The sequence below is a fragment of the Streptomyces sp. NBC_00158 genome, from assembly GCF_045160885.1.
Classification (GTDB): Bacteria; Actinomycetota; Actinomycetes; order Streptomycetales; family Streptomycetaceae; genus Streptomyces.
The window spans coordinates 4,180,822-4,198,872 of sequence record NZ_CP108161.1; the positions used below are offsets into that span (position 1 = coordinate 4,180,822).

General features: G+C 71.5%; 21 protein-coding genes. 11 read left to right on the plus strand and 10 right to left on the minus strand.

The window, feature by feature from the left end; translation table 11 throughout:
- Positions 1–32 precede the first annotated feature (32 nt).
- Complete coding sequence (locus OG553_RS19335) at positions 33–893, minus strand: hypothetical protein (RefSeq protein WP_405980183.1); 861 nt, start codon at positions 891–893, stop codon at positions 33–35.
- Between the two features lie 153 nt (positions 894–1,046).
- Positions 1,047–1,529 carry a Uma2 family endonuclease gene (locus OG553_RS19340; protein ID WP_405980184.1) on the minus strand — a complete coding sequence of 161 codons (483 nt, stop codon included), beginning with the start codon at positions 1,527–1,529 and terminating at the stop codon, positions 1,047–1,049.
- A 264-nt stretch (positions 1,530–1,793) separates the two neighbouring features.
- Between OG553_RS19340 and OG553_RS19345 the strand changes: the two genes are divergently transcribed.
- Complete coding sequence (locus OG553_RS19345) at positions 1,794–2,468, plus strand: polysaccharide deacetylase family protein (RefSeq protein WP_405980185.1); 675 nt, start codon at positions 1,794–1,796, stop codon at positions 2,466–2,468.
- A gap of 3 nt (positions 2,469–2,471) precedes the next feature.
- On the opposite strand, the gene OG553_RS19350 is transcribed toward OG553_RS19345, so the two are convergent.
- Together OG553_RS19350 and OG553_RS19355 are read right to left on the minus strand one after the other, a co-directional pair.
- Entirely contained in the window at positions 2,472–3,239 is a 768-nt protein-coding gene (locus OG553_RS19350; RefSeq protein WP_405980186.1) for an SDR family NAD(P)-dependent oxidoreductase, read from the minus strand.
- 117 nt (positions 3,240–3,356) lie between these two features.
- Complete coding sequence (locus OG553_RS19355) at positions 3,357–3,689, minus strand: YnfA family protein (protein ID WP_405980187.1); 333 nt, start codon at positions 3,687–3,689, stop codon at positions 3,357–3,359.
- A gap of 129 nt (positions 3,690–3,818) precedes the next feature.
- Here OG553_RS19355 and OG553_RS19360 point away from each other — a divergent pair, with 129 nt between their 5' ends.
- Positions 3,819–4,292 carry a hypothetical protein gene (locus OG553_RS19360; protein ID WP_405980188.1) on the plus strand — a complete coding sequence of 158 codons (474 nt, stop codon included), beginning with the start codon at positions 3,819–3,821 and terminating at the stop codon, positions 4,290–4,292.
- A 17-nt stretch (positions 4,293–4,309) separates the two neighbouring features.
- Here OG553_RS19360 and OG553_RS19365 read toward each other — a convergent pair whose 3' ends face one another.
- Both OG553_RS19365 and OG553_RS19370 read right to left on the minus strand, forming a co-directional pair.
- Positions 4,310–5,047, minus strand: coding sequence for a Mut7-C RNAse domain-containing protein (locus OG553_RS19365; protein ID WP_405980189.1), 738 nt, complete (start codon positions 5,045–5,047; stop codon positions 4,310–4,312).
- 53 nt (positions 5,048–5,100) lie between these two features.
- Positions 5,101–5,517, minus strand: a complete 417-nt coding sequence (locus OG553_RS19370) for a winged helix-turn-helix transcriptional regulator (RefSeq protein WP_405980190.1) — start codon at positions 5,515–5,517, stop codon at positions 5,101–5,103.
- A 168-nt stretch (positions 5,518–5,685) separates the two neighbouring features.
- On the opposite strand from OG553_RS19370, the gene OG553_RS19375 reads away from it, so the two are divergent.
- Positions 5,686–6,582: an NADP-dependent oxidoreductase gene (locus OG553_RS19375; protein WP_405983077.1), complete on the plus strand. Its 897-nt coding sequence runs from the start codon at positions 5,686–5,688 to the stop codon at positions 6,580–6,582.
- A gap of 291 nt (positions 6,583–6,873) precedes the next feature.
- Here OG553_RS19375 and OG553_RS19380 read toward each other — a convergent pair whose 3' ends face one another.
- A complete protein-coding gene (locus OG553_RS19380) occupies positions 6,874–7,449 on the minus strand; it encodes a TetR/AcrR family transcriptional regulator (RefSeq protein WP_405980191.1) in 576 nt (191 codons plus the stop codon).
- Positions 7,450–7,547: 98 nt separating this feature from the next.
- Between OG553_RS19380 and OG553_RS19385 the strand changes: the two genes are divergently transcribed.
- Both OG553_RS19385 and OG553_RS19390 read left to right on the plus strand, forming a co-directional pair.
- On the plus strand, positions 7,548–8,156 hold the full coding sequence (locus OG553_RS19385; RefSeq protein ID WP_405980192.1) for a DUF2867 domain-containing protein: 609 nt from the start codon (positions 7,548–7,550) through the stop codon (positions 8,154–8,156).
- Positions 8,157–8,577: 421 nt separating this feature from the next.
- On the plus strand, positions 8,578–9,480 hold the full coding sequence (locus OG553_RS19390; protein WP_405980193.1) for a helix-turn-helix domain-containing protein: 903 nt from the start codon (positions 8,578–8,580) through the stop codon (positions 9,478–9,480).
- 128 nt (positions 9,481–9,608) lie between these two features.
- Here OG553_RS19390 and OG553_RS19395 read toward each other — a convergent pair whose 3' ends face one another.
- Entirely contained in the window at positions 9,609–10,799 is a 1,191-nt protein-coding gene (locus OG553_RS19395) for an ice-binding family protein (protein WP_405983078.1), read from the minus strand.
- A complete protein-coding gene (locus OG553_RS19400; protein WP_405980194.1) occupies positions 10,718–11,098 on the minus strand; it encodes an ice-binding family protein in 381 nt (126 codons plus the stop codon). Before OG553_RS19400 ends, OG553_RS19395 begins: the two co-directional genes overlap by 82 nt.
- 480 nt (positions 11,099–11,578) lie before the next feature.
- Here OG553_RS19400 and OG553_RS19405 point away from each other — a divergent pair, with 480 nt between their 5' ends.
- Positions 11,579–11,911 carry a hypothetical protein gene (locus OG553_RS19405; RefSeq protein ID WP_405980195.1) on the plus strand — a complete coding sequence of 111 codons (333 nt, stop codon included), beginning with the start codon at positions 11,579–11,581 and terminating at the stop codon, positions 11,909–11,911.
- A gap of 252 nt (positions 11,912–12,163) precedes the next feature.
- Here the strand turns inward: OG553_RS19405 and OG553_RS19410 are convergent, their stop codons facing one another.
- A complete protein-coding gene (locus tag OG553_RS19410) occupies positions 12,164–12,601 on the minus strand; it encodes a hypothetical protein (RefSeq protein WP_007264729.1) in 438 nt (145 codons plus the stop codon).
- Positions 12,602–12,926: 325 nt separating this feature from the next.
- On the opposite strand from OG553_RS19410, the gene hemL reads away from it, so the two are divergent.
- The 5 genes from hemL (at position 12,927) to OG553_RS19435 (ending at position 18,050) form a co-directional block, all read left to right on the plus strand.
- Positions 12,927–14,249, plus strand: coding sequence for a glutamate-1-semialdehyde 2,1-aminomutase (gene hemL / locus OG553_RS19415; protein WP_405980196.1), 1,323 nt, complete (start codon positions 12,927–12,929; stop codon positions 14,247–14,249).
- A complete protein-coding gene (locus tag OG553_RS19420; RefSeq protein ID WP_405980197.1) occupies positions 14,246–14,920 on the plus strand; it encodes a histidine phosphatase family protein in 675 nt (224 codons plus the stop codon). Before hemL ends, OG553_RS19420 begins: the two co-directional genes overlap by 4 nt.
- 396 nt (positions 14,921–15,316) lie before the next feature.
- A complete protein-coding gene (locus tag OG553_RS19425) occupies positions 15,317–16,537 on the plus strand; it encodes a hypothetical protein (RefSeq protein WP_405980198.1) in 1,221 nt (406 codons plus the stop codon).
- An 87-nt stretch (positions 16,538–16,624) separates the two neighbouring features.
- Complete coding sequence (locus OG553_RS19430; protein WP_405980199.1) at positions 16,625–17,269, plus strand: TlpA family protein disulfide reductase; 645 nt, start codon at positions 16,625–16,627, stop codon at positions 17,267–17,269.
- 19 nt (positions 17,270–17,288) lie between these two features.
- Complete coding sequence (locus OG553_RS19435; RefSeq protein WP_405983079.1) at positions 17,289–18,050, plus strand: cytochrome c biogenesis CcdA family protein; 762 nt, start codon at positions 17,289–17,291, stop codon at positions 18,048–18,050.
- The last annotated feature ends 1 nt before the right edge of the window (position 18,051 follow it).

Here is an 18,051-nt window from a genome sequence, read left to right on the forward strand (position 1 = left end):
TGCTCAGCGGGGCCCTGACGGGGGCGGGGGCGCTAGCTGATCTTCGTGAGGGCCTTGTCCATCTCCGGGCCGACGGCGCTCGGCTCCAGCGTGGCGCTGCGGTTGATGGGCGGCGGGGGCGTGCCCGGCTGGGGGGACGCCGGGGTCCAGACGACCGGGCTCGGGCACACGAGCCTGTCCGGCTCGCCGCGCTGCACGCGGCATTCGGTCTCGAAGACCGTTCCGGTGGTGGTGAGCACCTCGACGATGACGCGGTTGGCGGTCTCGGCGATGGTGACGCCACAGGGGTTGGGCGGGAAGCCCGTGGAGCCGGTGGTCAGGTTGTACCAGGTGTAGGCCGGGTTGACCGGGTTGGGCGCGTTGAAGTCGTAGACGCCCGCGTACACGATGCCGTTGGACAGGACGGCCTTGTACTTGACCTCTTCCTCGTCCCACGAGGTGGAGATGCCGGCGCACACCCCGGGCGGGCCGGCGGGGCCGGGAGCACCGGGTGCTCCGGGTGCGCCCGGAGCGCCGGGGGTGCCGGGGGTGCCGGGTGCACCGTCGCGGCCGTCTCGGCCGTCGCGGCCGTTCAGGCCGGGGGCGCCGGGGGCTCCCGGAGGTCCGGGGGGTCCGGGCGGGCCGACCTTGACGCACTTGTCCTTGTGGGGTTCGGCCGCCGCGCCCTTCACCTCGGGCTCGTAGTCGTCGTTGTCCTTCTCCTTGCCCTTGCACTTGTCGCCGGCCGGAGCCGCGGCGACCGTGGCGGCCGCGGGCGCGTCGGTGTCCGCCTGGGCGGGGGTGGCGAGGCCGAGCATCGCGATGGCCATCGTGGCCACCGCACCGCCGGCGAGCCACTTGCTCTGCCGGGGCAGCGGGCCCATGCGGGACGGTGTCCTTGTCTCAGGACTCATGTGTGGTGCTCCTCGTGGGAACCGGGGGTCTGACGTGGAGGCGTTGGCGGCCTCTGTCCCGCATGGTTCGCCCGCCGCAGCCGGTACGGCGTGAGGCGCGAGGTCTGATCATCAGATAGGTGTCACAAATGGCGCCGATCGGCCGAGCCGCTGTCAGCCCTCGTCCCCGTCGAGGAGGCGGTCCACGGACAGTTCGAGGCTGATGCCGATGGATTCGGGGAGTGGGACCGACGTGCCGCGCTTGAAGTGCTTGCGCGACCGGTACTCGCCGCCGCGCGGGTCGGTGTAGAGGACGACTTCGTCGTGGCGGCGGTCGGACACCAGATAGACCGGGATGCCGGCCTGGGCGTAGCAGTCGACCTTGGTGCCGAGGTCGTCCGACCAGTTGGACGAGGTCACCTCCACGACCAGACGGAAGGCGTGGGGGGCGTAGCAGTTCTTCGTGACGTGGGCGTCGCGGTAGTCGGCGTCCAGGACCGAGAAGTCCGGGATGGCGTGGTCGTCCGCCCCCGAAGGCAGCCAGAGTCCGATTGCCTGAAGGTATTTGAGTCCGGCCTGGCGTGCTCCGGCTGTGAAGAACTCCTCGCCGAGCCACATCAAGGACTCGGCGTGAGGTCCGTCGGCGGGGGGTGTCACGGTCAGCCTCCCCTGGAGAATCTCCACTCGATGCCCGGGAAGCTCCTTGGAGAGTCGATCGGCGGCGTCCGCGATCGTGATCTCGTGCTGTATCACGGCCACAGCTTCCTCCCTTTCGCGACGCATGCTTTCGGAGCGTATCGGGGTCCGCCGACATTGCGTACGGATTCACCCATACGGGCTCCGAAGGGGCTCCGGGGCGGCAACTTCCGCTTGTGGGAGGGGGATTGACGGCGGGAGCTGGTCTAGACCAAGGTGTGCGGCATGTGGAGAACTCGTGTGCTTGTCGCCGCGCTCGCGTCGTTGTCGCTCGCCCTCGGGGCCGCCGGGTCCGCTCAGGCGGGGGTGGGGCTGCCGCCCGTCGTGTCGCACGTGCCGACCCAGGAGAAGGTCGTCTTCATCACTGTTGACGACGGTTGGAACCATGACCCCGAGGCCGCCCGGATCCTGTCCGAGAAGCGGGTGCCGGTGTCGTTGTTCCTGCTGCCCGGGGCGACCTCGTACGACACCTCGTACTTCACCGACCTGGTCGACCAGGGCCGGGTCACCGTCGAGAACCACACCGTGAACCACCCGGACCTGACCACCCTCGACGCCGCCGGGAAGGACGCCGAGGTGTGCGGGGCCGGGGAGCGGATCGCCGAGACGTTCGGGAGGACGCCGAAGCTGCTGCGCCCGCCGTACGGGGCGGTCAACGACGACGTGCGGCTCGCCGCGAAGGCCTGCGGGGTGAAGGCGCTGGTCACCTGGACGCACGACTTCACCACCTGGGGCCAGACCCCGCCCACCCCGCAGCTGAAGGCCGGGGACATCGTGCTGCTGCACTTCACGCCGACGCTGGCGGCGGACCTCCAGCGGGCCCTGGACGCGGCGAAGGCCGCCGGCCTGAAGCCGGCGGCCCTGTTGCCGCACCTGAAGAGCGCCGGGCTGGTCCCGTAGGGGTCAGTGCTCGCGGTGGACCTTCGTGTTCGAGGCCTGGGCGCGGGGGCGGACCACCAGCAGGTCGATGTTGACGTGGCTGGGGCGCGTCACCGCCCAGGTGATCGTGTCGGCCACGTCGTCGGCGGAGAGGGGTTCGGCGACGCCCTCGTAGACCTTCTCGGCCTTGGCGGCGTCACCGCGGAAGCGGGTCTTGGCGAACTCCTCGGTCTTGACCATGCCGGGCGCGATCTCGATGACGCGGACGGGCTGGCCGACGATCTCCAGGCGGAGGGTCTCGGCGATGACGCGGGCGCCGTTCTTGGCGGCGACGTAACCCGCGCCGCCCTCGTAGGTGGCGTGGCCGGCGGTGGAGGAGAGCACGACGACCGTGCCGTCACCGGAGGCGACGAGCGCGGGCAGCAGCGCCTGGGTGAGGTTGAGGGTGCCGATGACGTTGACCTCGTACATCGTGCGCCAGTCGGCCGGGTCGCCGGTGGCGACGGGCTCGGCACCGATGGCCCCTCCGGCGTTGTTGACGAGGACGTCACAGCGCTGGAGGGAGGCGGCGAAGGCGTCGACGGCGGCCCGGTCGGTGACGTCGAGGGCGTGGGCGGTGGCCTCGTGGCCGGCCTCGGCGATCTCGGCGGCGAGCGCCTCGATGCGGTCCTTGCGGCGGGCGGTGAGGACGACGTGGTAGCCGGCGGCGGCGAGCTGCCGGGCGGTGGCCGCGCCGATTCCGCTGCTCGCGCCGGTGACTACGGCGGTTCGGGTGGCCGGGCGCGTGCTCATGGGCGGGGCTCCTCGTGGGGTCGCGCGGATCGCGGGGTCGCAGGGTTCGCGGGGGTCGCCCGCCGGTTCGGTCGTTCGGTCGTTCGTACGGGCGAATCTCCGCCAGCATAGGCCGGGTCAGCGGCGCGGCGCGTACATGATCACGGCCATCCCGGCGAGGCAGACGAGCGCCCCGGTCACGTCCCAGCGGTCGGGCCGGTAGCCGTCGGCGACCACGCCCCACAGCAGGGACCCGGCGACGAAGACCCCGCCGTAGGCCGCGAGGACGCGGGCGAAGTCGCCCTGCGGCTGGAGGGTGGCGACGAATCCGTACAGGCCGAGGGCGATCACCCCGGCGCCGATCCAGGCCCAGCCCTTGTGTTCCCGTACGCCCTGCCAGACGAGCCAGGCGCCCCCGATCTCCAGGAGGGCGGCGAGGGAGAAGAGGGCGGCGGAGCGGGCGATCAGCATGACCGGAAGCCTACGCACGGGGCCGGGCCGGGTCGCCGGGCGAATGGCGGACGGCTCGCCCTCCTTCGTGTGATGGTCCGATCGTCGGGTGGGCGGGGTGGCTACGGTCCGCGCGAGGAGGTGGTGGCGGTGCGCCGTGGTGCCGTACGCAGTGTGGTGGTGGCGGGCTTGCTGGTGCTGTGCGGGGCCGGGCCGGCGGAGGCCCGGCCGGGGTCGGACGAGGAGGCGGACGTGGCCTACCACGGCCGGGTCCAGCTCGCCCGCGGACAGCTGAAGGTGTGGATGGTGCCGCAGAACGAGGGCCCGGCCGAGGTGCCGAACGCGACCGTGAGGGTACGGCTGTCCGCGGACCTCGCCGACCGGCACGAGCTGTCCGAGGGGTGCGCGCGGGTGGGCCGCCGGGAGGTGGTGTGCGAGACGGGCGCGCTGCCGCGGCACGGGCGGGGGCGCCACATCGCGCTGGTGCTCGGGCTGCGGGAGCGGCCGGCGGAGGTCGCGGTGCGGATCGACACCCTGTGGGACGGCGGGACGACCGACCGCAACCACGCCAACGACGAGCACGTGGTGCTGGCGCTGGACACGGGCGACCCGTACGCCTTCTGACGGCCCGTGCGCGCCGGTCAGACGGTGGCGCCGTCGCCGAACTCGGCCAGGGCGTCGTCGACGATCCGCTCCAGGCGGGCGTGGTGGGCGCCGCGCCAGTAGACGCGCTCGCAGTCGGTGCACTGCGCGAAGACGTCGTACGAGCGCTGCGTGCCGTGCTCCAGCCGGTCGCCCACGCTGTCCTTGTCCGCGTCCCGGAGCGGGCCGTTGCAGGCGGTGCAGCGGGTCCAGGGTGCGAGGCCGGGGGCGAACCGGCCGAGGACGTCGCGGAGTTGGTCGTCGGGGTTGTCGCTGTAGACGTACGCGCCGGCGAAGATCTCGCGGCGGCGCAGCAGGCCGCGGTCGCGGGAGAGCAGGACGCGCTGCTCGGCGGCGGAGCGGGTGGCGAGGGCGGGGTCGCCGATGTCCTCGTTCTCGTATGCCGCGTCGACGCCGAGCAGCCGCAGCCGGCGGGCGAGGGTGCCGAGGTGGACGTCGAGGAGGAAGCGCAGCGGGGCGCCGGTGACCTGTTGGGGCCGGTCGACGCCGAACACCTCGACGGATTCGCCGGCCCGGGGCACGTGGGCGGTGGTGACCTCCTGCCCGTCCACGAGCAGCCGGCCCACCTCGGTGAGGGGGACGCCGGCGGATTCGACGACGTGTCCGAGGCTGGAGGCGCCGTCGGTGGCGGTCGGTACGCGGTCGACGCGCCTGCTGGGCGGGGCGAAGAGGCGCAGTTCGGGGGCGAGGGTGAGGTGGATGCCGGGACCGTTCACGGTCCCAGCATGCCATTGGGGGGTGTGGTGGCGCGGCCGAATTTCGGGGGCGGTCAGGCGGTGGCGGCGGTCCCGTCGTAGGCCTCGCGGTGGGCGCTGACCTCGTCGAAGTGGTTCTCGGCCCACTGCTTGACGGAGGAGAGGAGGCAGCCGAGGCTGCCGCCGAGTTCGGTGAGCTGGTAGTCGACGCGGACGGGGACGGTCGCGGTGACGGTGCGGCTGACGATGCCGTCGCGTTCCAGGGAGCGGAGGGTCTGGGTCAGCATCTTCTGGCTGACACCGGGGATCTTGCGGCCGAGTTCGCTGTAGCGCATGGAGCCCTGTTCGGCTTCGCCGAGGGCGCTGAGGACGAGGCCGACCCACTTGTCGCTGATGCGGGCCAGGAGCTGGCTGGTGGGGCACTCCTTGACGAAGGCGTCGTAGGCGGCGCGGGCCTCTTCGCGGAGGGCGGCGGCGGTGCGGGTGGCCATGGGTGCCCACTTCCGGGTCGGGTACGCACTCCGGAGTGCGTACTTACGAAAAGAGAGTACCTCTCCATAGGTTAGTGGTCATCGGAACGGCCGAACGAACGGCCGAACGGCCAAGACCAACGGGGAGAGAAAATGAGCGAGCAGCAGACCCAGAGCCAGACCCAGACCATGCGGGCAGCGGTTGTCACCACCTTCGGCGGGCCGGAGCGGGTGGAGCTGGCCGAGGTGGCCGTCCCCGAGCCGGGTGCCGGGCAGGTCCGGATCCGGGTCCGGGCCGCCGGGGTGAACCCGGTCGACGGGGCCGTCCGCGCCGGCGTCTTCGGCGGGGCCGGGCAGCGGCTCGGGCTCGGCTGGGACGTGGCGGGCGAGATCGACGCGGTCGGCGCGGGCGTGGACGGCTGGACGGAGGGCCGCCGGGTGGTCGGGCTGCACTACGGCACGGTGAAGCCGCTCGGTACGCACGCCGAGTACGCGGTGCTCGACGCCTCGGCGGTGGCGGCGGCCCCCGGGTCGGTGGACGACACGGCCGCGGCGGCGCTCCCGCTGAGCGGCCTGACGGCGGCCCGGGCGGTGGACCTGCTGGGGCTCGCACCGGGCGACTCGGTACTGATCACCGGCGCGGCCGGGCTGGTCGGCGGCCTCGCGGTGCAGCTGGCCGCGCGGGCGGGTCTGGTGGTGACGGCGCTGGCGGGCGCGGGGGACGAGGAGTTCGTACGCTCCCTCGGCGCGACCGGGTTCGTGCCGCGGGGCTCTGCGCCGGCCGGCCCGGTGGACGGGGTGCTGGACACGGCGGTGATCGGCGCGGAGGCGCTGGGCTTCGTCCGCGACGGCGGGGCGTACGTCGGCCTCATCCCCGGCGCGGCGCCGGCCGCGGAGCGGGGGATCCGGGTGGCGGAGCAGGAGGTCGCCGCGGACGGCGAGCTGCTGGCCCGGCTGTCGGCCCTGGTCGACGCGGGCGCGCTGACGCTCCGGGTGGCGGCCGAGTTCCCCCTCGCGGAGGCGGCGAAGGCCCACGAAGCCCTTGCCGTTCCGGGGACCCGGGGTCGCGTGGTCCTCACGGTCTGAAGTGCCGCTGCGCGGGGCCTGCCCCTCCCCGCCCTTCGCCCGTTCCCCGGGGCTGCGCCCCGGACCCCCTGGGGGCTCCGCCCCCAGACCCCCGCGCCTCAAACGCCGGCGGGGCTATAAGTAGCCCCGCCGGCGTTTGAGGCGACGGGCGCGCAGCGCCCGTACGGGGTCAGGGGCGGAGCCCCTGGGAACGGTGGAAGGGAGGGTAGGGGACCCCGGCCCCGCGCAGCGGCCCACCACCCGCACCCGACCCACCGGCACCAGCCACCCGAACCGGCCCCGCCCGGCGCGTCAAGAAGGAGCGGGGGCCCGGAGGAGCCAGTGGCGGGTGAGGGCCGCCATTTCGGACGGGGTGCGGCCGTTGTGGTCGACGGCGATGAACTGGCCTCCGATCCGCAGCGAGAACATCATCAGGCACCGGACCTCGACGTCGTCCGGGTCGGGGCAGAACGCCCCGAACAGCCCGCGCAGGTAGTCCATCCGGCGGTTGTCGACGCGGCGCAGCCGCGCCGCGACGGCCGGGTCGCGGCGGGCCCAGTCGCGGACCGCCAGGTCGACGGCGGTGCCCCGCACCGGCCCGTCGGCGGACTCGCTGACGAACGTGAACAGCCGGTCCAGTCTGGCGCGCGCGTCGCCGCCCCCGCTCTCGATCCGTTCGATGACCGCGTCCGCGACCTCGTGCTCCCAGGTGTCGAGCATCTCCTCCAGCAGCGCGTCCCGGTTGCGGAAGTACCCGTAGAAGCCGCCCTTGCTGACGCCGAGGGCCTGCGCGAGCGCTTCGATCCGTACGGCGTCGGGGCCGCCGGTGGCGAGGGCGCGCAGGCCCTCTTCGATCCACTTGCCGCGGGGCGTGCGGGCGGTGGCCATGGTGTGTCTCCCGTCACGTGCCGGTGATGATCTGTACGCCTCCGTATAGATGGGGCTAGCCTCATCTATACGGCATCGTATAGATGAGGGGCACATACATGAAACTCCCCAGTACCGCCCACACCTCCCGGCCCTGGCGCATTCACGGGATCGTCCCCGACTTCCGGCTGGAGGACGTCTGGGCGCTGCCGACACCGGGCGGCCCGGACGACCTCGCGTGGCTGGTGGCCCAGTTCGCCGAGGAGCGGGGCGGGAAGTCCGGCATCTCCTCCCCGCTGTACCGGATCCTCTTCGCCATCCGCTGGAAGCTCGGCGCGCTGCTGGGCTGGGACGAGCCCGGCGACGGCGTCGGGGCCGGGGGGCGGGTGGACTCGCTGCGGCGCCGGCTGCCCGCCGACCTCGCCGAGGGGCTGCGCGGGCCCGACCCGGAGGGCGCCCCCTTCACCTCCGTGTACCTGACGGACGACGAGTGGGCCGCGGAGATGGGCAACAAGACCGTGCACGGCGTGATGCACATCGGCTGGGTCCCGGACGGCCGCGGCGGCTACCGCGGCCAGATGGCCGTCCTGGTCAAGCCCAACGGGCTGCTCGGTGCCGTGTACATGGCCGCGATCAAGCCCTTCCGGTACGTGGGCGTGTACCCGGCGCTGATCAGGGCGATCGGCCGCGAGTGGCAGGAGAACGCCGCCGCGCGCCGCCAGGCCTGAAGGCGCTGGCCGCCGTGTCGGCGGCCAGGGGGGTGCCGACTCCTGTGCGCGATGGTGGCGTAATTGGCGGCCGCGATCACGTAGGGCAGGCCCTGAGGTTGGCATATTGCACAGAAATTCATCGGAATGGGACTTGTCTGGGCGGTTGCTGCGCGGCCTTTGGCGGAGCGGAGTTTCGCGCAAAACTGCGGTCTGGGAGTGCAGGACTCGATTCCTCGGGCGACTCTGGGGCGATTTCCTGATTCCTGTTTTTTTTGTGACCGGAAAATGTGGTCAGCGCTGTGAAGTGTGATGTGAAATTCAGATCGCTCTGCGCCCGGCGTGAATCACTTGCGCGACACGGGCTCACGGTGGATCCAGGTGTCCTGGCCGTGGCAATCTGCTTGCCAGCGCAAGGGTTTCGAGTGGAGGTACACGGCCCGTGGGTGTCAATGTCAATCCCACCGTCAGCAGGCGCCGGCTGGGATCGGAGCTCCGTAGGCTCCGGGAGATGAGGGGTATGACGACCCCTCAGGTGGCGGAGAGCCTGCTGATCTCCCAGCCCAAGATCAGTCTCATGGAGAACGGCCGCCGCCTCGTCAAGCCGCGAGACGTGCGCGATCTCTGCAGGCTGTACGGGGTTCAGGACCAGTGGCTTGTTGACCAGCTGATGCGCCTGGCCAGGGAATCGGGGCAGCAGGGCTGGTGGAATGCCTACGGCGATATCCCGTACGGCGCATACATCGGCCTGGAAACCGAGGCCGCGGCGATCCGATGCTTCGAGCCCCTGGTGATCCCCGGCCTGCTGCAGACTCCCGCCTACGCTCGGGCGGTCATCGCAGGAACGATCCCTCAGGCCGCCGCCGAACAGGCCGCCATGCGTCTCCAGGTGCGGCTGCGGCGCCAGCGCCGGCTTGCCACCCCGGAAAACCCGCTGCGCTTATGGGCTGTACTGGACGAATCGGCACTGCGGCGCCTCGTGGGCAGCCGCGAGGTCATGCGTGAGCAACTGGAGCATCTGACCGACCTTGGAGCCCAGCCGCACATCACCCTGCAGGTCCTCCCCCACGACGTGGGGGCGCACCCCGGTGTCTCGGGGCAGTTCGCGCTGCTCGAGTTCGCCGACGCTACCGACGTGAGCGTGGTGTATTTGGAAAGGTTCACCAGCGATCTCTATCTGGAAAAACGATCCGACGTCAGGCTCTACAGCGACATGTATGCCCACCTGCAGGCCCAGGCACTGAGCCCGGACAGTACCCGTCACTTCATCAACGAAGCCATCAAGGCGTACGTCGCCGCCGAATCCTGGGGAGACGCCCGGATGCCCTCCCCGCCGAACCCGTGAGCGTCGTGCGGTACGCATCCTGACACCGAGGACCGAGCCCCTGGACGACGTGTCCAGGGGCTCGGCTTTGGGCGCTGTCGAGACCGATCGGTCAGAGGTGCGAGGCTGTCACGCTCGCCTTGTGCCGACTAGTCCTGTCGAGTCGCCGCACCCCGGCGGGTTCTCTTCATCGCGAAGACCGCCGAGCCTCCGACGAATACCAGGGCGGCTGCGGCGGCGGCCATGATGCCGGTCCCGCTGCTCGTGCTGGTAGCGGCGAGGCCTGGCGACGCCGACTTCGGCTGCCGGCTGGTGGCGGTGCTCACGTGGGCGAAGTTGACGTTCTTGGCCATCTGGCCGGGAAGCATGTGGCCCAGGGCGTCGTCGAGGCCGCCCGGCAGGAAGTCGGCCCACGGGGGCTTGCCCTGGTTGTGGTCGTCGTGACCGTGGCCGGGCTTGCCCTGGTCGTGGTGACCGTGACCCTGCTCGCCGTCGTCGTCGTGGTCGTAGTCGTCGCGACCGTGTTCGCCCTCGTCGCCGTCGCCGTCGTCGTGGTGGCCGTGGTGGCCGTGGTCGTGATCGCCCGAGTCTCCCTTTTCGCCCTTGTCGCCGCGAGGCCCCTTGGGCCCGGCGGGCCCGGCGGGTCCGGCAGGTCCGGCGGGCCCGGCGGGTCCGGCGGGTCCGGCAGGTCCGGCAGGTCCGGCAGAACCGGTGGGTCCGGCGGGTCCGGCGGGTCCGGCAGAACCGGTGGGTCCGGCGGGTCCGGCGGGTCCGGCAGAACCGGTGGGTCCGGCGGGTCCGGCGGGTCCGGCAGAACCGGTGGGTCCGGCGGGTCCGGGTGCTCCGTCGGGGCCAGGGGCGCCGGGGCTGCCGGTGGGTCCGGGTGCGCCCGTCGGTCCGGGCGGCCCGGTCGGGCCGGGAGATCCGGTGGGGCCGGGAGATCCGGTGGGGCCGGGAGATCCGGTGGGGCCGGGAGATCCGGTGGGGCCGGGAGATCCGGTCGGGCCGGGAGGCCCGGGCGGGCCGGCGGCGCAGGTCGGCCTCGTGATGGTGTTGTTGTCCATCGTGACCGCGGCCTCACGCGCCAGGGCGCGGCCTTCGATCACGGCGCTGTTGTTCAGTGTGATGGACTGCAGGGCCAGGATGGTGCCCTTGAACTGGGTGGTCGTGCCGAGGGTGGCGGAGCTGCCCACCTGCCAGAACACGTTGCAGGCACTTGCTCCGTTGATGAACTCCACGGAACTCGAGGTAGCCGTGGTCAGGGTCGAGGGGATTCGGAAGATGAAGACGGAGTTGGGGTCGTTCTGGCCGTCGAGTGTGACCGTCCCGGTGAGTTGGATGAACGACGGGCAGTGTAGACGCCGGGCGCCAGCGTCAGTCCGCCGATCTCGGACGATGCGAGCACGGTCCCGGGTCCCCGGCCTGCCGCGTCGTCGTAGGCGACGACGAGGTCGGACTTCGCCTGGGCGGCGGCGGCGTTGGGGGCGACGCGCGTCACTCCGTTGACGATGCCGGGCGGGAAGCCGGTCACCGATGTACCCGGATAGAGCCCCAGGTCACCGTTGATGACGGTGTCGTTCGTGTTGGTGACCGTAGAACCGGCCAGGACCCCGTAACTGGCGGTGGTCCCCAGCAGCACGGGGGCTTCTGCGGCGTGGGCGAGGGTCGGGATCAGGGTGGCCGCTAGGAGCGCTGTGGGGAGCAGGGCAAAGGCTCCCCGTTTGAGCAGATTGCGTTGGGGACTTGTGTCGGGTGGAGCCGACCGGATGGCATCCAATGCCATGGCAGGACCTTTCTTGTTGCTTCGGGTCTCAGTCCTCCCGAAGGAGGATCCCGAGCGCCCTCGACGATGGCTGCTCAGGGCCGTAGGCCCCCCTGCCGGCGCCGGTGCGAAGGCTCGCCCTGAGCGGGAGCCGCAGAACGATTGCCTTCCAGCGATGTGATGCGCCGTCATGCGGGAGTATTCACGCATATTGCGCAGCAATAGACCGCAAATCGGAAAAAATGGTCTGCATGGGTGACGTGACGTCAGGAAGCCGTGTGGGCTGAACGGCCACGCGAATCCGTTGTGTCGTCAAAGCGGAGAGCGTCGACGCATCCGAGAGGCCCTTTGACCGATGTGAACGATCGCAGGCGCAAGTCGCACCGCAAGCCCCCGGAGGCCGGCTGCGCCGAGTACAGGAGCCGTACGGGGTGGATGGCCCCGACCGCCGACCGCCGACCGCCGACCGCCGACCGCCGACCGCCGACCGCCGACCGCGGGACCGGCGAGCGCTGGCGGGTCCGCTACCGCTACCTCGGCGGGCAGCAGCACAAGGGGAACTTCGAGACCGAGGCGGCTGGCGACAGCCGGGCCGCCGAGGTCGACGCCGGCTGTGGCACGGCACGTACGTCGTCCCCAGCGCGATCAAGGAGACGCTCGCCGGCTACGCGCAGAAATGGCCGGACGTGAATCCCGCCGGCCCGACGACCGCCCTCCGGTACGAGGCAACGGTCCGCAACCACATCACCGCACCTCGGACGGCGCGAGCTGCGCTCACTCAACCAGCCGTCCACCATCCAGGCCGGATGCGCGAGCTCCAGGACGCGGGCCTTGGACGACGGCCTGCTGCCCAAGGAGTGTGCCCTGGCCGCCTGGCGGGCGGCTTCCGAACCGGGGCGGGCAGTCCCCTCGGAAGGCTGCCCACCATGGGTGAAAGCCCGGTCACGGCCAGACGAGGCAGTACGCCTGGTGGCCGTTCTCGTGGAGGCGGTGGGAGAAGTCCTGCCACTCGTGCAGCAGCTGGTAGACGTTGAAGGCGTCGCGCGGGCCGCCGCGGTCGGGGACCGTCGACCAGATGAAGGCGGCCGCGCCCACCGACTCCTCGCCCACCCCGCGCAGCGGGTCCACCACCGTCATGGGCAGCTTGACCACCGCGTAGTCGGGGTGCAGGACGACGAGCTCCAGCGGGGGGACCTTGTGCAGGGGTATGCCCTCGATGCCGGTCAAGACCATCGCGGCCATGGTCTCCGGCTTGATCTTGGTGAACATGCCGCCCATGCCGAGCTCGTCGCCGCCCAGCTCCTCCGGCCGCATCGTCTGCGGGACCCGCGCGGCGGTGGCGCCGTCGGGGGCGCCGAAGTACTTGTACGTCACTCCCATGCCGCGGCCCTTGGGCAGGCCGCCGGTGTCTTCCGCGTCGTCCGCCTCGTCACCCTGTGCGGGCTCGGCGGCTTCGGCGGCCTCGGCCGCGCGCCGCCGATGCTTGCCGCGCCGGCGGGCTTCACGGGCTTCACGGGCGCGCTGCGGGTCCAGGCCGTCCGTACCCTCGCCCGGTCCACCACCGCGTTGCATATCTCCACCCGACACGTATTGCCTGCCCCGGCCCCGCGGCCCCCGCCACGCAGCCTGATCATCATGGCAGTGACCTCCCCCGCGGCGGCGCGGTGAAACGCCCCTCCGCAAGTCTGTCGCGGCCTCTGAGACCATGGCTCGTGTGAGCTACCCGTACCCGTATGAAGCCCCAGTTTCGCAGACGCTCTTCGAGCGCGCGTCCCTCGTGACCCCCGGCGGCGTGAACTCTCCCGTGCGCGCCTTCCGTGCCGTGGGCGGTACGCCCCGGTTCATGGTGTCCGGTACCGGTCCCTACCTGACCGATGCCGACGGGCGCGAGTACGTCGACCTGGTCTGCTCGTGGGGGCCGATGATCCTCGGCCACTCCCACCCCGAGGTGATCGAGGCGGTGCAGGCGGCGGTCGCCCGCGGCACCTCCTTCGGCACGCCCGGCGAGGGCGAGGTCGCCCTCGCCGAGGAGATCGTCGCCCGTATCGAGCCCGTCGAGCAGGTCCGCCTGGTGTCCTCCGGCACCGAGGCGACCATGTCGGCTATCCGGCTGGCCCGCGGCTTCACCGGTCGCGCCAAGGTCGTCAAGTTCGCAGGCTGCTACCACGGACACGTCGACGCGCTGCTGGCCGCCGCCGGTTCCGGGCTGGCCACCTTCGCCCTTCCCGACACCCCCGGTGTCACGGGCGCGCAGGCCGGCGACACGATCGTGCTCCCCTACAACGACCTCGAAGCGGTCCGGGCCGCCTTCGCCGCGCACCCGGGCGAGATCGCCTGCGTGATCACCGAGGCCGCGCCCGGCAACATGGGCGTCGTCACCCCGGCCGAGGGCTTCAACCAGGGCCTCGCCGACCTGTGCCGCGAGAACGGCGCGCTGTACATCTCCGACGAGGTGATGACCGGTTTCCGCACCTCCCGCGCCGGCTGGTACGGGGTGGACGGGGTCAAGCCCGACCTGATGACCTTCGGCAAGGTCATGGGCGGCGGCTTCCCGGCGGCGGCGTTCGGCGGCCGCGCGGACGTCATGGGGCACCTGGCCCCGGCCGGCCCGGTCTACCAGGCGGGCACGCTCTCCGGTAACCCGATCGCCACCGCCGCCGGTCTCGCGCAGCTGCGGCTGCTCGACGACGCGGCGTACGAGAAGGTCGACGCGGTCTCGAAGGAGATCCAGGGCCTGGTGACGGCGGCGCTGAGCAAGGAGGGCGTGGTGCACCGCCTTCAGACCGCGTCCAACATGTTCTCGGTGTTCTTCACCGGGGAGCAGGTCCGCGACTACGACGACGCGAAGAAGCAGGAAGGCTTCCGCTTCAACGCGTTCTTCCACTCGATGCTGTCGCAGGGCGTGTACCTGCCGCCGTCGGCGTTCGAGTCCTGGTTCGTGTCCACGGCCCACGACGAGCGGGCGGTCGAGCGGATCGCGGCCGCGCTGCCGGCCGCGGCGCGTGCGGCGGCGGAGGCGACGGCATGAGCGACATCACCGTCGTCCACGTAGTGCGGCACGGAGAGGTGCACAACCCGGAGGGCGTCCTGTACGGGCGCCGGGCCGGCTACCACCTCTCCGAGCTGGGCCGGCAGATGGCCGACCGGGTCGCCGAGCACCTCCAGGAGCGGGACGTCACCTACGTGGTGGCCTCGCCGCTGGAGCGTGCGCAGGAGACGGCCGCGCCGATCGCGAAGGTGCACGGCCTGGAGCTGGCCACCGACGGCCGGCTGATCGAGGCGGGCAACGTCTTCGAGGGCAAGACCTTCGGCGTCGGCGACGGCGCGCTGCGCAAGCCGGGCAACTGGAAGCACCTGACGAACCCGTTCAAGCCGTCGTGGGGCGAGCCGTACGTCGAGCAGGTCGTGCGGATGATGAGCGCGATCGAGGCGGCGAGGGACGCGGCGCGCGGGCACGAGGCGGTGGCGGTCAGCCACCAGCTGCCGATCTGGATCGTACGGAGCTTCGCGGAGCGGCGCCGGCTGTGGCACGACCCGCGGCGGCGGCAGTGCACGCTCGCTTCGCTGACGTCGTTCACGTACCAGGACGACAAGCTGGTGTCGGTGGGCTACAGCGAGCCGGCGCGGGACCTGGTCCCCGCGCATCTCCTCGCGGGGGCGAAGCCGGTGAAGGGCAAGTCGAAGGCCTTCGGGGCGTAGCCCCGCACCCTTCCGGGGGCGTGAGCCGGTCCGCGGCCGCGGGTGCCGCTGCGCGGGCCGTCTCCCCTACCCGCCCTTCGCCCGTTCCCCGGGCTGCGCCCGGACCCCTTCTGGGGGCTCCGCCCCCAGACCCCCGCGCCTCAAACGCCGGCGGGGCTATCTATAGCCCCGCCGGCGTTTGAGGCGACGGGCGCGCAGCGCCCGTACCGGGGTCAGGGGCGCAGCCCCTGGGAACGGTGGAAGGGCGGGTAGGGGACCTCGCCCCGCAGGGCAGCCGTGCCCGCACGGCCAGGGCAGCGGCAAGCCGTCACGGTTTGACCGGTTTCGTAAAGGTTCCGCATCGCGGGCCGTGTCGACCCCCAGGGTCTGTCGATACGTCCGTTTATATGACGTTTCATGAGCGATGCGCGCGCCCTCACCCGAAGGGAACTCCTCGGCCTCGGACTCGCAGCCACCGCAGCCGCCGCAGGCGGCATCGCGGGCTGCGGCCCCGACGCCCCCGCCGGCAAGGCGACCGGCGGTGGGCCGATAGCCGCCGTCAAGGCCATCGGGGACGGATCCACCGCCGACACCGGCCCCCAGCCGCACCAGCCGCCCCGCCCCGTGCCCCTCCAGCCCGGCGAGACGCCGCCGCAGTTCGTCGTCTTCAGCTGGGACGGCGCCGGCGAGATCGGCAACGGCCTCTTCCCGCGGTTCCTCCGGCTCGCCAAGGACCACGGCGCGGCCATGACCTTCTTCCTCTCCGGCCTCTACCTCCTCCCCGAGTCGAAGAAGGACCTCTACTGGCCCCCGAACAACCCCGTCGGCGCCTCCGACATCGGCTACCTCAAGGACGAGAACGTCCGCAGCACCCTGCGCCACGTCCGCCAGGCCTGGCTCGACGGCCACGAGATCGGCACCCACTTCAACGGCCACTTCTGCTCCGGCGCCGGTTCCGTCGCCCACTGGACCCCCGACGACTGGCGCAGCGAGATCGAGCAGGCGACGGCGTTCGTCACCGGCTGGCGGACCAACACCGGCTTCACCGACCTCGAACCGCTCCCCTTCGACTACCGCAAGGAGCTCACCGGCGCCCGCACGCCCTGCCTGCTCGGGCAGGACGCGCTGCTGCCCACCGCCCGTGCGCTCGGCTGGCGCTACGACTCCAGCTCGCCCGGCGGGCTCCAGCGCTGGCCGGTGAAGAAGGAAGGGGTCTGGGACCTGCCGCTGCAGTCGCTGCCCTTCCCCGGGCACTCCTTCGAGGTGCTGTCGATGGACTACAACATCCTCGCCAACCAGTCGCGGAACACCACCAGGGGCGTGGCGGCCAACTATCCGGTCTGGCGCGCCCAGGCCACCGCCACCTACCTCGGCGGCTTCCGGCGGGCCTACGAGACCAACCGCGCGCCCCTCTTCATCGGCAACCACTTCGAGGAGTGGAACGGCGGCATCTACATGGACGCCGTCGAGGAGGCGCTCAAAACCATGGCGGACAAAAGGGATGTACGCCTCGTATCCTTCCGGCAGTTCACCGACTGGCTGGACGTCCAGGACCCGAAAGTGCTGGCCGGACTGCGGACGCTGGGTCCCGGCCAGGCCCCGTCCGGCGGTTGGAGAAACCTTTCCGCCACTCCCTGACAGCCCCTGACCAGCGCTTTGACAGGTGGTCGGCAGGCCGTCGGGGGGTGCGGAAGATCCGCAAATCGGTCATGCGAAACTTTTCACATGAGCCTTAGCCGCGCGCGTTCACCTCGAACCAGCCGCCGCTCGACCAGCGGCCGCGCCGTCCTGCTGACCGCGATCACCCTCGCGAGCGCCCTGACCCTGTCCGCGTGCGGAGATTCGGGCAGCGGCGGCAAGCCGGCCGGTGCCGCCGGCGGCAACTACGTGACCGGCCCCAGCGGCATCTCCACCGTCGCCAAGGCCGACCGCGTCGACGCCCCCAAGCTCGACGGGGAGACCGTCGAGGGCAAGACGCTCGACACCACCACCCTCAAGGGCAAGGTCGTGGTCCTCAACGTCTGGGGCTCCTGGTGCCCGCCCTGCCGCGCCGAGGCCCCGTACTTCGCGAAGGTCTCCAAGGACATGGCCGACGGCGGCAAGGACGTCGCGTTCGTCGGCATCAACACCCGCGACAACAGCAAGCAGAACGCCGCCGCCTTCGAGCAGAACTTCGGGATCACCTACCCGAGCCTCTACGACCCCGACGGCAAGCTGATGCTCCGCTTCCCCAAGGGCACGCTCAACGCGCAGTCCATCCCCTCGACGATCGTCCTCGACAAGCAGGGCAAGATCGCCGCCCGCACCCTCGTCGCGGTCAACGAGGAGCAGCTGCGCTCGATGATCGACCCGCTCCTCGCGGAGCAGTGACCTGGTGACCCCGTACCTCCTGCTGGCCGCCGAGGCGACCGGCGTGAACACCACGGTCCTGAACGGGGGGCTGCTGGCCGCCCTGCCGATCGCCCTGTTCGGCGGTCTGGTCTCCTTCTTCTCCCCCTGCGTGCTGCCGCTCGTTCCCGGCTACCTCTCCTACGTCACCGGGGTGGGCGGGGCCGACCTGGCGGAGGCCCGGCGCGGCCGGATGGCGGCCGGGGCCTCGCTCTTCGTGCTGGGCTTCACCGCCGTCTTCGTGTCCACCGGCGCGCTCTTCGGGTACTTCGGCCAGACCCTGCAGGCCCACCAGCAGGTGATCTCCCAGGTCCTCGGAGCGCTGGTCATCGTTCTCGGCCTGTTCTTCATGGGCCTGATCCCCGGCCTGACGATGCGGGAGTTCCGCTTCCACAAGAAGCCCGCAGCCGGGCTCCTGGGCGCTCCCGTGCTCGGCGTCCTCTTCGGCATCGGCTGGACCCCCTGCATGGGGCCGACCTTCGCCGCCGTGAACACCCTCGCCTTCGAGCAGGCGAGCGCCGGGCGGGGCGCCCTGCTCACCACGGTCTTCTGCCTGGGCCTCGGCGTACCGTTCATCCTCGCCGCGATCGCCTTCCGCAAGGCGCTCGGCGCTTTCGGCTGGGTGAAGAAGCACTATGCATGGGTGATGCGCATCGGCGGAGGCATGCTGGTCCTCACCGGAATCCTGCTTGTCACAGGAATGTGGGACAGCATCGTCACCGAGATGCAGAGCTGGACCGAGACGTTCACGGTGGGGATCTGAG